At 47.8% G+C, this 14743-nt stretch carries 12 protein-coding genes; 5 read left to right on the top strand and 7 right to left on the bottom strand.

Features of this window, described 5'->3' with window-relative positions:
* Positions 1-179: 179 nt before the first annotated feature.
* The 5 genes from OXH18_RS16960 to OXH18_RS16940 all read left to right on the top strand — a co-directional run bounded on the left by OXH18_RS16960 (position 180) and on the right by OXH18_RS16940 (position 6881).
* The gene (locus OXH18_RS16960) at positions 180-707 is read left to right on the top strand and encodes a pyroglutamyl-peptidase I family protein (protein WP_268608289.1); all 528 of its coding nucleotides are present in this window, start codon (positions 180-182) and stop codon (positions 705-707) included.
* Between the two features lie 161 nt (positions 708-868).
* Positions 869-2242 carry an SGNH/GDSL hydrolase family protein gene (locus tag OXH18_RS16955; RefSeq protein ID WP_268608288.1) on the top strand — a complete coding sequence of 458 codons (1374 nt, stop codon included), beginning with the start codon at positions 869-871 and terminating at the stop codon, positions 2240-2242.
* 30 nt (positions 2243-2272) lie between these two features.
* Entirely contained in the window at positions 2273-2800 is a 528-nt protein-coding gene (gene pgsA / locus OXH18_RS16950) for a CDP-diacylglycerol--glycerol-3-phosphate 3-phosphatidyltransferase (protein WP_268608287.1), read from the top strand.
* A gap of 868 nt (positions 2801-3668) precedes the next feature.
* A complete protein-coding gene (gene sigC / locus OXH18_RS16945; protein WP_268608286.1) occupies positions 3669-4922 on the top strand; it encodes an RNA polymerase sigma factor SigC in 1254 nt (417 codons plus the stop codon).
* Between the two features lie 282 nt (positions 4923-5204).
* Positions 5205-6881, top strand: coding sequence for a GMC oxidoreductase (locus OXH18_RS16940; protein ID WP_268608285.1), 1677 nt, complete (start codon positions 5205-5207; stop codon positions 6879-6881).
* Positions 6882-7037: 156 nt separating this feature from the next.
* Here the strand turns inward: OXH18_RS16940 and OXH18_RS16935 are convergent, their stop codons facing one another.
* From OXH18_RS16935 to OXH18_RS16905, 7 genes are all read right to left on the bottom strand, one after another.
* Positions 7038-7988 (bottom strand): RluA family pseudouridine synthase, encoded by a 951-nt coding sequence (locus OXH18_RS16935; protein ID WP_268608284.1) that lies wholly within the window; start codon positions 7986-7988, stop codon positions 7038-7040.
* Between the two features lie 26 nt (positions 7989-8014).
* Positions 8015-8806 (bottom strand): uroporphyrinogen-III C-methyltransferase, encoded by a 792-nt coding sequence (cobA, locus tag OXH18_RS16930; RefSeq protein WP_268608282.1) that lies wholly within the window; start codon positions 8804-8806, stop codon positions 8015-8017.
* 382 nt (positions 8807-9188) lie between these two features.
* Positions 9189-10007 (bottom strand): sirohydrochlorin chelatase, encoded by an 819-nt coding sequence (locus OXH18_RS16925; RefSeq protein WP_315874598.1) that lies wholly within the window; start codon positions 10005-10007, stop codon positions 9189-9191.
* A 363-nt stretch (positions 10008-10370) separates the two neighbouring features.
* Positions 10371-10928 carry a DNA starvation/stress protection protein DpsA gene (locus OXH18_RS16920; RefSeq protein WP_268608279.1) on the bottom strand — a complete coding sequence of 186 codons (558 nt, stop codon included), beginning with the start codon at positions 10926-10928 and terminating at the stop codon, positions 10371-10373.
* A 456-nt stretch (positions 10929-11384) separates the two neighbouring features.
* On the bottom strand, positions 11385-12320 hold the full coding sequence (locus OXH18_RS16915; RefSeq protein ID WP_268608278.1) for a bestrophin family protein: 936 nt from the start codon (positions 12318-12320) through the stop codon (positions 11385-11387).
* A 255-nt stretch (positions 12321-12575) separates the two neighbouring features.
* Positions 12576-13748: a glutamine-hydrolyzing carbamoyl-phosphate synthase small subunit gene (gene carA / locus OXH18_RS16910; RefSeq protein ID WP_268608277.1), complete on the bottom strand. Its 1173-nt coding sequence runs from the start codon at positions 13746-13748 to the stop codon at positions 12576-12578.
* Positions 13749-13865: 117 nt separating this feature from the next.
* Entirely contained in the window at positions 13866-14663 is a 798-nt protein-coding gene (locus OXH18_RS16905) for a hypothetical protein (RefSeq protein ID WP_268608276.1), read from the bottom strand.
* Positions 14664-14743 lie beyond the last annotated feature (80 nt).

Genomic DNA, 14743 nt, shown 5'->3' with positions numbered 1-14743 from the left:
CAAAGACACAGTGGATTTTAAGGAGTTGAATCAGAAAGATGTAGCGATTTATGCCAACGTTTGCGGTGCAGATTCAGAGATGAGTTTTGATGCTTCAATCGAGTCAAAATGGCAGAAATCAATAATATTAATTCAGATATAGTGTGAATGAAGCGTATAAGATTTGACGTTATTTTTGAATGACTTCAGTAAAGACTGCCTCAACCAGTTTGGTGACATCTTTTGCCCCTTGGAGACCTCATCAACGCTCGAATGCCTCCGATGACTTACTGTCAGAAGTGTTGAAAGTCAAACAATTCTCTGCTATTCATGTTTTGAGACAGTTGCCTGTTAATGTCCCAGTTGCAAAGGCATTGATTCTAGACAAAGTTCAACAACTGCAACCACAGGTAGTGATTTGCTGTGGGATGGCAGAATCCCGGCATCAGCTTCATCTAGAATCGAGAGCCGTGGTCGGCGATCGCATCATTTCTACTTCTTTGTCGTTAGAAAAATTAGTTAAAAATCTGAGAAAAACCGAGATTAGCCAAGATGCCGGCCGGTTTGTTTGTAATGGTCTATACTATGCGATACTAAATCATCTGCAAAGTCACCATCCCGCCGTACAATGTCTTTTTGTGCATGTTCCCATCCTCACTCCGACTAACAAGGCAGAAATTGTTGCAGATTTTTTAGTGATTCTTGAACGGGTGCTAACCATTGAATGAACGGTTTGTTTGAAAAATGATGTTTGAAAAATGATGCCCTTCACGTTGGGCAAAGATTTCATTGTGAGGAAGATGACTGGCTATTCATTCAAACCTTAGGCATTACAGGCAATGATTTCGAGATTTTTTGCAGTTAGTTGCAGTTATGGGGATTGATGGTCATGTTTACGCGCCGACGCAGTAGTTGGAAGCGGAAATCACGTCGCCGCTCCTGGTTTCCAATAGTTTTGCTTTTGGTTGGAGTACCAATCGCGTTGGAATTATTGGTACGCGGAATTGCTTATGCTACAGGTACAAGCGAGCAACTCACCGCTAACTCGGCTGGCAAATCAGAGCTAATCGAAGCTTATCGCTTGGGGTTTCTGAGTCCAGATGGTCAACCCTATGAAGCGTTACCCAATCAAGGTCATCTGATGGCTGTGCGAAATCCCTTGATGGGATATCAGTTATTGCCCGATCAAACCAGCGAATTCTGGACGATTAACGCTCAAGGCTTCCGCGATGATCAACCCGTAACGCCTGAGAAAGCCGCAGGAGAAGTGCGAATTTTTGTCTTGGGAGGCTCAACCGCCTTTGGGCAACTCAATTCTGACAATCAGATGACGCTTGCGAGCCATCTGGAAAAGCTATTGAACGATCGCGTTACGAACCAGAAAACCAATCCTACACGCTTTCAACCCGCCACATTGCCCTATCGGGCCGATCAGGTGGCAGAGGTGCTAGCTTTGCCACCACGGATTCCAGAACAGCAGTATCGCGTTATCAATGCCGCTGTACCAGGCTATGCCTCTGGGAATGAATTGGCTATGCTGATGCAGCAGGTTGTGGCCTACAATCCCGATATGGTAGTGCTTTTGAACAGCTATCAAGATCTAATGTTGCCGAGTTCGCAAGTAGGAGCTGATATTCCAGGGCTAGATGCTCTGATTCAAGGCGAACGGGAAAGCCCAACGGCTCAATTCACGCAGTCAGTACAGGATTGGTTCGATCGGCTCTATGTGGTGCGGGCGGTCGATCGCTATGTGTTGCAATCTCAATCGCCAGAAGAAGAACTAGCCATTGCACTCAATTTGGTGAATGCAGGCAACCCTCAACCGCTTGATCAAGCCTTGGCCGCCGATGATGCTGAACTCGATCGGCGCATTGCTCGTTACCGAAATCATCTGCTGCAAATGGTGCGATGGAGTTCCGCCACGCGCAAACGCTTGTTTATAGGATTACAGCCCGAAATCACCGGGCGCGCTGCCAATGCCATGCCGCCCGAAGAAGCCGCCATTCTGACCAAATTAGGAGACTCCTACGCCCAACGCATGCAAGTGGGTTATACCAAACTGTCCGAAGCCGCTGAGCAGGTAGCCCAATCGTCTGCTAATGCTCAATTACTGGATCTCTATAAACTCTACGAAACCTATGAGGGACAAGCGTTTCAAAGCCCTACCAGCCTGACAGACGAGGCGAATCAAGTGCTGGCCAGCAAATTTTTTGAAGCAATCGTGCGAGAATTGGCGATCGAGCCGAGACCCTTTGGATCGTGATGCTACCCCCAACCCCAGTTCCTAACCCCCATGAACCTCCCTACCTGGATCACCGTTTCTCGCTTACTGGGCGTACCCTTCCTGCTCTATTTACTCTCTCAGCCCACCGATCGAATGCGCTGGATTGCCGTTGTGGTGTTTGTAGTGGCAGCGGGAACGGATTGGTTGGATGGATACTTAGCCCGACGATTAAACCAAATCACCGATCTGGGAAAATTTCTCGATCCACTGGTTGACAAACTGCTGGTGTTTGCACCATTGCTCTGTCTAATTGAACTAGGACAAATCCCGGCGTGGGGCGTGTTTGTGATCTTGGCACGAGAGTTAACGATCGCCGGGTGGCGGGTCAATCAAACCAAAATTTCGGGGGCAAACATTTGGGGCAAACTGAAAACCGTGAGCCAAATTGCCGCTATTGCCCTGTTAATTGCGCCGTTGCCGTCTAGTTGGGAACAGGTTGCAATTGGGGCCTTCTGGATTGCAGTGGTTTTGACTGTGATTTCAGGAGCTATTTACCTGATTCCGTCTCAACCTCAAACTCCCCCTCAACCTAGCTGACCACTCGTTGTCCCCTCATCCCTCACCCCCTTCTCCTCAGGTGGTGGAAGGGAAGTCACAACGATTAAGTGAATTTCTGAGTGGGTTTCAATGTCCCTCTCTGTCTCTGGGAGCGGGATGTAGGGTGCGGGCGGAAACCTTTTCTCCGTCAATCAGCCCCTCAACAAGAACCAAGTTAAGCATTATTCTTTCAACCACTCGCTCCCCTTCTATTGTAGGAGCAGGGGTTGGAGGATGAGGGCGTAAAAGTTGCGACGCTTCAAATACCCTTTTAGCAATCTTGAAATGTCAAAGATTTTCAAGTTCCCAGAGTGGGCAGGATCACAACTTATTCGTGAGGGAAATAATTGCGAACCGATAATTTTCGATCGCCCCTAGATCTTCACTCTTACTTGATAGAAAAACTATTAATCTTTCAAGAAAAACGTCTGGAATTAGAGGTAAAAGGAATGTAGTTTGTCGTGTTGTCACCTGAATCAAGTAGATGTAAACCGGAGCAAATGGACTCAAAAACCGCAGATCAACGTCATTAATAACGAGCATCACAACTGTGATCAAGCTGCTGATTCTGTTCATTTACAAACTATCTATAGAAGATTCACCAAAGGCAACAAGCAAAAAATCGTTCACGCCAACTTAACCAGACATCAAGGTACAAGCAAGAAACAGCTACAAACAAATCAATCGAAAGTATATGGTCGAGTGATCTGATCACAGCTACTTAGACCTATCACTGCTACGTTGACTTAAGGAATGCAACCTTTTGTCTCTCTGCTAAGTCATGATGATTTGATCCCGAAACTTGGGAACAATAGCAGTAAGCAGTAGAACAGCCCCATTGTTACCTGGAGCAATTGAAACGAGCACTATGTCTGCAAAACCCTTTTACACAGATGCCGATTATGATGAATCTCCAAACGTTGTCGAGTTTCCCCTAGGCAGCGATGTTGAACTGAATGTTCAACTAGAGAGTGATTTGGCAACCCTCGAAGCAGAATACGCAAGCTCTGCCACTGGTCTTACTAGAGGAATGGGGCGGCGTAGCACTGATTTAGTGCGCTTATATCTCCAGGAAATTGGTCGAGTCCGCCTGCTGGGTCGTGATGAGGAAGTGTCAGAGGCGCAACGGGTGCAGCGCTATATGCGGCTGGTCGATCTGCGCAATGAGGCAGCGGAAAAAGGAGATGCAACCATTCAGCAATATGTTCAGTTGATTGATACACACGATCGCTTAGCCTCTAGTTTGGGGCATCGTCCCTCCTTGGAACGCTGGGCAACCGAGGCGGGTGTTGCTGTAGAGTCGTTGAAACCCATCCTTGCTAGTGGCAAACGCCGTTGGGCTGAACTAGCTGAGCTATCACTGGAAGAACTAGATCAAATCAAAACCGAAGGCACTCGCGCCAAAGATCACATGATCAAAGCGAATTTGCGTTTGGTAGTCTCGGTCGCCAAAAAGTATCAAAACCGTGGACTAGAACTGCTGGATTTGATCCAAGAAGGAACGTTGGGGCTAGAACGCGCTGTTGAAAAATTTGACCCCACTAAAGGCTATCGGTTTAGTACTTACGCTTACTGGTGGATCCGCCAAGGCATCACGCGGGCAATTGCAACTCAAAGTCGCACCATTCGCCTGCCAGTTCACATCACTGAAAAGCTAAACAAAATCAAGAAAGCACAGCGCAAAATCTCTCAAGAAAAGGGACGCACGGCGACGATCGAAGATATTGCCGCAGAACTCGACATGTCGGCGCCACAAGTACGAGAAGTGTTGCTGCGCGTGCCGCGTGCCGTTTCGCTGGAAACCAAAGTTGGTAAAGAGCGAGATACAGAACTGGGTGAACTGGTAGCAGAAGACAGCGCATCTCCGGAAGAGCGACTCATGCGAGAAGCCCTCCATCGAGATTTACAGCAGTTGCTTACCGATTTAACTAGCCGCGAACGAGACGTAATTCTAATGCGGTTTGGGCTAGGTGATGGTCAGCCCTATTCTCTAGCCGAAATTGGTCGTGCCTTAGATTTATCCCGTGAACGAGTTCGTCAAATTGAAGCCAAAGCTCTGCAAAAATTGCGACAACCGAAGCGCCGGAATCGAGTGCGAGATTATCTAGAAGCGCTCACTTAAAATTCGTTGACAACGCTTTAGTTACCTTGGGTCATGCTCTGGGCAGGTAAACCGCCTGCCTTTTTTGATTAAAAAAATAAATGCAATCAAATTTAAGGACAAACTTTAAGAATTTGGCAAATAAAGATTCGATAAACCAAAGGTTCTTCCCATTTTCGAGAAGTCGTTGAACTTGCTATGAACTAGGAATTGATTTAGTTGATGTGGGGTTTACGCATCTTAACTTCCATCCAATTGGAACAGGTTGAGCAGGTTAATTAATCAGGTATAGAGCAGAAATCTATGTTAATTGATGCCCATGAGCTTTCGAGTGAACAAGTTATCTCTGTAGACATTTGTATCGTGGGATCAGGGCCAGCCGGAATTACCCTTGCCCGTGAGTTTCTGGGTCAACGCCAGCAAGTTTGTTTATTAGAAAGTGGTGGAGTTGAACTCAATCCTCAAGTTCAAGCACTGAGCCAAGCAGAAACGACGGGTGATCCTTATCTAGCGCCTCACTTAACGCGCCATCGACAGTTTGGCGGTAATTCTAATATTTGGTCGATTAAGATTGGCAATGGAGAAATTGGCGTTCGCTATGTGCCGCTGGATGAGATTGACTTTGAGCAACGCGATTGGCTTCCCTATAGCGGTTGGCCGTTGACAAAAGCCGATCTCGATCCGTTCTATGAGCGAGCGCAAGTAGTGTGTCAAGCGGGACCTTATGCCTATAGCGCGGATTTTTGGCAAACTGACGACGCGGCCCCGTTACCGCTCAAAACCGATCGACTGGTTACAAATGTGTTTCAGTTTGGCCCCCGCCATGTGTTCTATCAGCACTATCGCGAAGAACTTAAACAGGCAGAGAACATCAAAATTTGCGTCAATGCAACGGTATTAGATATTGAAGCTGACGAGTTGGCACAAACCGTTAAGCGGCTTCGGGTCGCAAGTACTCCCGATCGGCAATTTTGGGTAGAAGCGAAAGTATTTGTTTTGGCCACAGGCGGTATAGAAAACGCCCGGCTCCTACTAGCGTCGAATCAGCAACAGCCAACTGGCTTGGGCAACCACCATGATTTAGTAGGGCGATATTTCATGGATCATGCGCTAGTGGATGGCGGCATGTTTACTCCGTCTGAGCCTGGCTTGTACGATCGCATGGCATTGTATGACCTGCGTCGAGTGAATAATGCTCCTATTCTGGGCAGGTTGGGATTATCGAAGCAAACAATGCAACAAGAGCATCTCTTGAATTTTGCGGCCGTTTTATTTCCCCGACCAAGCCAGCGACAGTTTGACGCGATTGTTGCCTTCAAGGGACTGGCAGAATCCCTGCTTGACAAAACTTTGCCTTCTCACCTTCCATCAGAAGTGTTTAAAATTCTTGCCGGGCTTGATTATGTTGTCCTGGCCAGTTATCTAGCGGCTACCAAGCATCAATCCCTAGCGCATGGGTTTGGGCGGGGCGGCTGGTCAGAGCTATCCAATAATCAGCGACGATTCAAGGCGTTTCAAGTTTTCTTTTTGACAGAGCAAGCTCCCGATCCAGCCAATCGCGTGACGCTAAGTTCGCAGCGTGATAGCTTCGGTGTTCCCAAGGCAGAAGTGCATTGGAAGTGGGGAGACTTTAACAACCAAAGCATTGCCCGATCGCAGGAAATTCTTGCCGAGGAACTGTCGCGGGCTGGACTAGGAACCTATCAAATCAAGCGAAATGCCAATGGGCAACCAGACGTTTGTTATCCGGCAGGGTTGGCCCACCACCTTGGTACAACTCGGATGCACCCCGATCCAAAGCAAGGGGTGGTCGATGTCAATGGGCGCGTGCATGGCATCTCGAATTTATTTATGACTGGAAGCTCTGTATTTCCAACGGGCAGTTACGCCAATCCTACCCTAACGATCGTGGCTCTGTCGCTGCGATTGGCCGGACATTTAACCCAGGTACTGGAGCAACAAACCGTTGAAATTCATTAATCGCCTAAATCATGACCTGATTGAAGCTAGCTCCAACGTCTCGAATTGGTTGCTGGGGCTAGCTTACCTCTTGCCCTTGAAGTAGGTAGGGCTGCTAGGAGGTGGCATTTTTCTGTTCGATCGATTCTCTAACCCCTACCCCTGACTCCACCACTCCTAAATTCCGGCTCGCCGTCGCAAGATGTCTAGCAATGTCAGGAATTCTGGTGGCAGAGGTGCAGTGACTTCGAGCCATTGTTCAGAAACAGGATGTTGCAGCCGTAGTTTCCAGGCGTGCAGGGCTTGTCCAGTCAAGTTAACACCGATCGATCGCCCTGACCCATAGACTGGGTCACTCACCACTGGATGACCAATATAAGCACTATGCACGCGAATTTGGTGGGTACGTCCGGTCTCTAATTGAAACAGCATCAAGGTGAAGTTGCCTAGGCGTTCGCGAATTTGCCAGTGGGTGATGGCTCGCCTGCCTCCTTTATCTTCCGGTATGACAGCCATCTTCTTGCGATCGATTGGATGCCGACCAATGGCCGCGTCAATCGTTCCAGTGGCCCTAGAAGGCGCACCATAAACAACCGCCAGATACTCACGCCGAGCCGTCTTAGCTTTGAATTGAGCTTGCAGATGCTGATGGGCGCGATCGGTTTTGGCAATGGCAATCGCTCCACTGGTGTCTTTGTCTAGGCGATGCACAATTCCTGGTCGCTGCACGCCGCCAATTCCCGCTAATTGATCACCACAATGAGCTAGCAACGCATTCACCAACGTTCCCTCTGCATGACCAGGAGCCGGATGCACCACTAGCCCGATCGGTTTGTTCAAAATAATCAGGTGCTCGTCTTCATAGAGAATATCGAGCGCCATTGCTTCGGCCTGTAGCTCCAGCGGTGCAACAGCGGGAATGGTAATGTCTACCCGATCGCCCACTCGCACAGCCACTTTTTTGGATGGACAAGGCTGCCCATTGATCCAAACCTGCCCCTGTTCAATCAATTTTTGAATACGCGATCGAGACAAGTCTGGCAAGTGCTCAGACAGGTAGCGATCGAGGCGATCGGCCGCAGATTGAACGTGGACAGTAATTGGCGAATTCAAAACTGGCGAATTCAAAAGAATGTTTCTAAATGTTTCTAGTGCTATCTCATTCCCACTATAACGGGTCGGCAGACCGACAGCGTTTCATGCAACTTAACAACCGAGCCAATCACGGCAATTGCAGGTGCTTCAAAGCCGCTTTCTTCAATTTGCTGCACAATTGTACCCAAACTGCCAATCAATTCTGCTTGATCAGGACGAGTGCCCCACCGTACTAGTGCGATCGGAGTTGCGCTAGTCAGCCCCGCTTGCAGCAATTGCGCCACAATATAGGGCATGTTGTGGATTCCCATATAGATCACAATCGTTTCAGACCCCTGAGCGATTGCGTGCCAATTGACAGTCGGACGATATTTCCCGACCGACTCGTGCCCGGTAACAAATGTGACAGATGAACTATAGCTTCGATGAGTAAGAGGAATTCCGGCATACGCTGGAGCCGCCACGCCTGAGGTGATGCCCGGCACAACCTCCACCGATATCCCCGCCTGAAGCAACTCCTCCATTTCTTCACCCCCACGACCAAACACAAACGGATCGCCCCCCTTCAACCGCACCACGATCGCATTTGTTTGCGCTTTTTCAATTAGTAAGTGGGTAATATCTTCCTGTACCATTGAATGCCGTCCGCGCCGTTTACCCGCATCAATTCGCTCAGCGTGGGCATTGATCATCGCCAGGATGGGAGGACTAACCAGTGCATCATACACAACCACATCCGCACACTCTAGCAGCGTTTTTCCCTTTAACGTAAATAATCCTGGATCACCAGGGCCCGCTCCCACTAAATAAACCTTACCAATTTGTTGCATAGACGTAGAGCCTTGAACCATAAGGACGATTGCTTGGAACAATGTTGCTTGAACCAGGATTACTTCACACAGCGCGCCTCAGCGGAGTATTTTATTATACAACGCTAATTCGCGAGGTTTATCGTAGAAGAGTGATGGTTAGGAGACTGAGTATTTAGCTGCATCAACCCTAGCACTTAGACCTATTCTCAGTATGGGTCGGCAAAAATTGGCAAACGGTATCAAGTATGGCAAATTAACCTCTCAGTCTGCGCTGCCATGCGATTCTCTATACGGCTCGATGTATTTTTTGCATGGGCGTTGCTGATTGGATAGATTTTGTAGGAGCGTTTCGCGAAATCCCCTGACTATCTGAATCAAGGCTGGCAATCATGTCTGAATTCAGCCACGTCTTTGCACCCTATCACCCACTCAATCGATCGCGCAATAACTGAATCACTAATTCTGCTAGTTGAGGTGTGGGGCCGATTGCCCGGCCAAGATGCAACTGGGCATAAGGAAACTGATGCGCTAAGCGGTGCACCTCTTGTTCAATGGCATCGGTGAGGCTACCTTCAAACAAAAAATAGGGCCAAATTGTGATTTGCTGGTAGCCCTTTTGAATAAAATCACTGACTTGATCTTCAAGGCTAGGCGAAACAGACCAGTAGGCAGGCATTGCACCTAGCTGGATGGCTATGTCCTCGACTGGTTGATTGCCGTTCGATCGACGACTCCCGTGGGCTAATACAATTTTGCCGGCTGTTGCGGATGTTTCCAGTGGTTCAATCGGATTAACTAGCAATTGGGCTAACTGCGGATGGCTACCTACATAGGGGCGAATCTCTAATGTCAAATCTGCTGATAGGGCTTGTCGAGCGATCGCCACTTCCGTTGGAATATCGTCCATCACATGCACCCCTGGCAACAAAAACAAGGGCAAAATTTGGAGATGGTGATAGCCTTGGGACAAAGCCTGTTCCGCAAACTGTTGAATCTGATGATGAAGTGGCGTCGGGGCTAGTTCGAGGGTTGCTGTTCCTACCAGAGGAATAGATTTAGGCGATCGAGACTGACCATAGATGTTCTTCTCGGCGGTAGGGGCAACCGCCACCGATGACCACGCATACTCCAACAGCCGCCGAGCGATTAAATTGGCTAGATGCTCGATGGCTATTTGAGGTCGAGGATCACGACTGCCATGTGTAATCAAAAGATAGGCAGAAGACTTCAAAGGCAACACCTAAACCGACAGGAACAAACTTTAAGGTCTTCCTAACAGTTTATATAGAATTGTGCCAATCTGCTGGTTGCATCAGGTCAAGAAGAGTAGAAACACTGCTAGGCGGCGTTCGCGGGCGCAGATAAGACAAACAGAGTAAGCCAGAACTTACCCTGCTGCTTCATGACATCAGAGGATAGCTGAAACGTCGCAAAGTTTACGTCCTCATCCCCAAACCTCTACTCTTACAGGAGCAGGGCGGCGAATGTCCGGTTGCCTCTCCGGGAAAGGATGAGAGTAAGGGCATTTGAGCCAGCATTGAAACGGCTCAACCATCCTCTCTGTTGGAAGTGGATAGTTAGAAGTTAGAAGTTGATCGTTTAATTAGTTGCCGTTGCGAGCAGCCACAAACGCCAAGGTGAGACTATCGTGAGCTAAGAAATGATCGAGGTGGAACGCTCGATCTTCGGTTTCTAGCAGAATCTTCTCATAGAGATAGCGCGTTGCTCGATCGCCCAAACTTTCAGCTTGACCAGCCTGACGGCGAATTACCTGAATAATTGCTTGTTCAGCCCGCAGATCGTTTTCCACCATTTGCCGACAGTTGAAGATCCCGTCTTCCTCAGGGGTAAAGCAGCAAAGCTCTGCCAACTTCATGAAGCCAGCTGCCGGTACACCGCCCAATCCATTCAAGCGTTCGCCAATGTCATGAACGTGTCCTTGTACCTCGTCATAGCCATCTTCAAAGAATTGATGCAGTTGATAGAATTCTGAGCCTTCAACAACAAAATGATGCTTTTGATATTGCAAATACAAAGCTTGAAAACTAGCTAACGCAATGTTTAACCCTTCGCAGATGGCTTTTGTCACATTCAGTTCCAGAAGAACTGGATTTTCACGCATTTGATCAAAGGGTTGGATCAGCGTTTCGGTGGTAGACATCTTGACCTCCTTGTCAAAATCTGTGGCGCGTTCTCAATTTTTCTAGCGCATTTCTAACACAAACGTTTTCGTTCTTTTATTAATGTATCGAGGTTCAACTCAAGAGTCAATGTTTAGAATTACCGAATTTCATCTTTACGGCTAAATTAATGCAAAACATTCTCAAATTAATTTGAATAGGGCTTAATAAAATGCAAGTTCTTATTAGTTTTTTTGCTGGTTGCTTTACTGAAACAAAGGTCACGCTGTTTTGCATGTAACTCTATAGTGGCAATGCAGCCTTACTTAATTCAGAACATGATTAACATAAAATTCCTTGATAGTAAAGTGCATGTAACGGGCGTGTGCTGAATTAGTTGTCGCTTAAACTCTGTAGCAAAATCAGTTATTGCTACAGTTATTACTACTCTGAAACTAATTATCTTGCAATTTGTTAATTAATAGTTTTTTAATTGTTTAATGGTCCCAAGGAAGATTTGTTGAAGGAGCATTCCAAATAGCTTTGCGGGCGCTGACTGGTTCGAGTGTGGCTAAATCGTCGGTATTACGCTTCATGGTTTCGCAAAAAGCATCTAGTTGTAAATCATTGGGATCTTTTCCAAATGGATTCTCAATTTCAATGCCGATTTCCTCAATTCCAAACAAGGTGAAGCTTATAATAACAACGATCGGAACAGTTAACCAACCGACATCCTGAACAAATTGAAACGGCAAAATTAGGCAATACACTAATAACAATTGCTTCAGATGAATTGCATAGGCCATTGGGATGGGAGTTTTCAGAATCCGTTCACAGCCGCCTAAACAATCCACCAGATCATTAATTAGCTTATTCATACTAGCTAATTGATAGCTATCTAGACATTGCTGATGATATTGCTGCTGTAGATAATCTTGAAGCCAAAGCGCAATCTCCAAAGCTGGATTATTCATCAATTTTAGCGACTGATAGCGAGAGCTAGATAACAAGGGCAATAGTTCCTCATTCACTGGTTCTTGTCGCAACTGGTTTTTGGTTGCCACAGCAAACGCCACGATGAGGTCCAGCGCGGATTTCTTCTCCATTCGGTCTTGCGGATCTTTTTCAAGTACATTAACCCAGATATGCCGAGCCAAATTACGGGAAGTGTTGATCATCATTCCCCATAACCGCCGCCCTTCCCAGAACCGCTCATAGGCTGTATTGGTGCGGAAAACAAGCAGCAAGCCCAGTACAAGGTTGAGCAGAATGCTGGCAGACGATGACAAATTGAACGATCGTCCATTTTGATTCAGCAGCACCAGCAGGGTGGCGAAGAGTCCGTAAAGTAGAGTACGAGGCAAAACCGCTGGAACAACCGAGCCGCGTAGTTGAAGGGCTAGCTGAAACCAAGTTCGTTGCTTCCAAAGCATGGGTACAGTCCTGTAGAAGGGAGGAGTAATGAGCGATGAGGACGGAATTGGACTCTTAGCAAAGCATCGAGCACACCGATCGCCAAGCTAGGTAGCTGTAGGATGCCCAGAATCGATCGCGCAGAGCCAGTCAAACTTTAACCTCGCTGGCTCAAAAAAAGAGACACGACAATGGTGTCCCTACTCAGTTGTGCCCATACCCTGCCTAAGCACAGGGGGCAGTTAGTAAACGTTAGATGGAGATTTGCTTGACGCTTAAAGCGATAGACTGGGCTGCTGTCGCTGGCGATAGTCTCGCATGGACTGAACAAACTGATTGAACAGGTAGTCAGCATCGTGGGGTCCAGGACTCGCTTCTGGATGATATTGCACTGAGAAAACAGGCAACCTCTTGTGGCGTAAGCCTGCCACTGTACGATCGTTCAAGTTCAGGTGAGTGATTTCTACCTCAGACGCGGATAGGGAATTGGCATCAATAGCAAAGCCGTGGTTTTGGCTAGTAATTTCTACTTGCTGACTCAAGCCACACGGGTGATTTAAGCCGCGATGCCCGAACTTCAGCTTAAAGGTTTCTGCACCCAACGATAAGCCCAAAATTTGATGCCCCATGCAGATACCAAACATCGGCTTCTGGCTAGACATGAGGGCACGTACCGTTTCAATGCCTTCTGTCACGGTCGCAGGATCGCCTGGCCCATTAGATAGAAAAATACCGTCGGGGTTGTACTTCAGAATTTCTTCAGGCGATGTATTGACAGGCACAACAATAATGCGGCAACCGTAGCTAGCCAAGCGGCGCAAAATGTTGCGTTTAATGCCAAAATCGATCGCCACTACCGTAAGCGGCTGTTCAGAAGTAGACACATCGAGAGTGGGACGAAATTCCCAAATTGGACTAGTTGGATCAGACCACTCATAGACTTTTTTAGTAGAAACCTGCTTGACCAAGTTAAGACCAGCCATGCTAGGGGCCTCTTGCACCTTCATCAATAGATCGGCTGGATCAAGAATTTCGGTAGAAATTGCCCCGTTCATGGCTCCACTCGATCGCAGCTTGCGCGTCAGTGTGCGCGTGTCAATGCCATAAATGCCTGGAATGCCATGCTGCTTGAGATAGTCCGGAAACGATTGTGTCGATCGCCAGTTACTCGGCTTGAAGCAAACGTTGCGAGCGATCGCTCCGGCAATTTGAGGACGCTCTGATTCTTCGTCTTCTAAATTGACGCCTGTATTCCCTAGTTCTGGATAGGTAAAAGTGACAATCTGCCCCAGATAGCTGGGATCAGTTGACACTTCCTGATACCCCGTCATACCGGTATTAAAGACCACTTCGCCGATCGTCGTTCCAGTTGCCCCAAACGACCACCCCTTAAAGACGGTGCCGTCGGCTAGGACGAGGAGAGCCGGATTTGAACTCGAAAACAGCATAGACCCCCTTTCCCGAATAAATGAGCGTTCTAATACTACGCTGGGATGGCAAGGCTCGATCGTCTCATGCAAAACGATTTGCCTTGCTGATTGCCTTGCTCATTGTAGTATGCTCACTTAAGCTGCATAGCCCAATAGGATCAGCAGCAGCAACGAGAACCCCCATAAAAATCCCGTAATAACTAGTCCGCCACTGAAGCCATATAAAATTCTAGAAACTCGGCGGCTACAAAACCATGCAATTGTTCCCACCGCCATCGCTCCTCCTGTGATTACCAGCAGTGACCATTCACCCCACAGAGTATGAAGTGGGTTACGAATCATCAGCGCTCCTAACAACCCTGCCATACCGTTCATCATAATGGCAACCCATGGATTGGCAGGATACGAGGAAATCGAGAGACTGAGGGCGGCCAATACGCCGCAAGTGACTACAATGACAGTACTCTGCTTCAGCAAGTTATCGCCGCCGAATTGAATCAGAAAATTATCTTGATACAGGCGTTGCAAGGTTGACGGACTCAGCCCCAAGGATTCTCGGATGGTCAGTATGGGTAATTTTCCGGTGCCATAGTAGTAATGCAGATCGCAGCCAAGCGGACGATCGCCATAGGTGGCTTCACAGCGGGCGGTTTCGTGAAAAATTCGGCGTTCGGCGTCACCATAGCTGACTTGCAGCGTTAAGGGAGTCCCCTCAAGTTGAATCGTACAGCGATCAATGGTTGGCGCTTGAGCACAAGTCAAGTGATGTCCAGATATTCGCACACCTTGCCCGGGTTCTCCCAGATACACGCTAGCAATTCCCCCTTGCACTAAAACGGGGGCCATCGAAAGCAACGCCACGACTCCAGCGCAGAGGATGATAAACAACCCCCCGATCGCCATTCCAGAAATAAATTGCAATCCTCGATGCATGGATTAGGTTCCTTCTTTAAGATGCCTGATTTCTGAGTACAATCCTCGGTTCCAGATTTCATGAAAGATTTGCAGCAATC

Origin of the sequence: Thermocoleostomius sinensis A174 (assembly GCF_026802175.1) — a bacterium.
In the GTDB taxonomy this organism is placed as follows: domain Bacteria; phylum Cyanobacteriota; class Cyanobacteriia; order Elainellales; family Elainellaceae; genus Thermocoleostomius; species Thermocoleostomius sinensis.
Note: the sequence above shows the minus strand (reverse complement) of the source record. Positions and strands in the feature narration are given on the sequence as shown.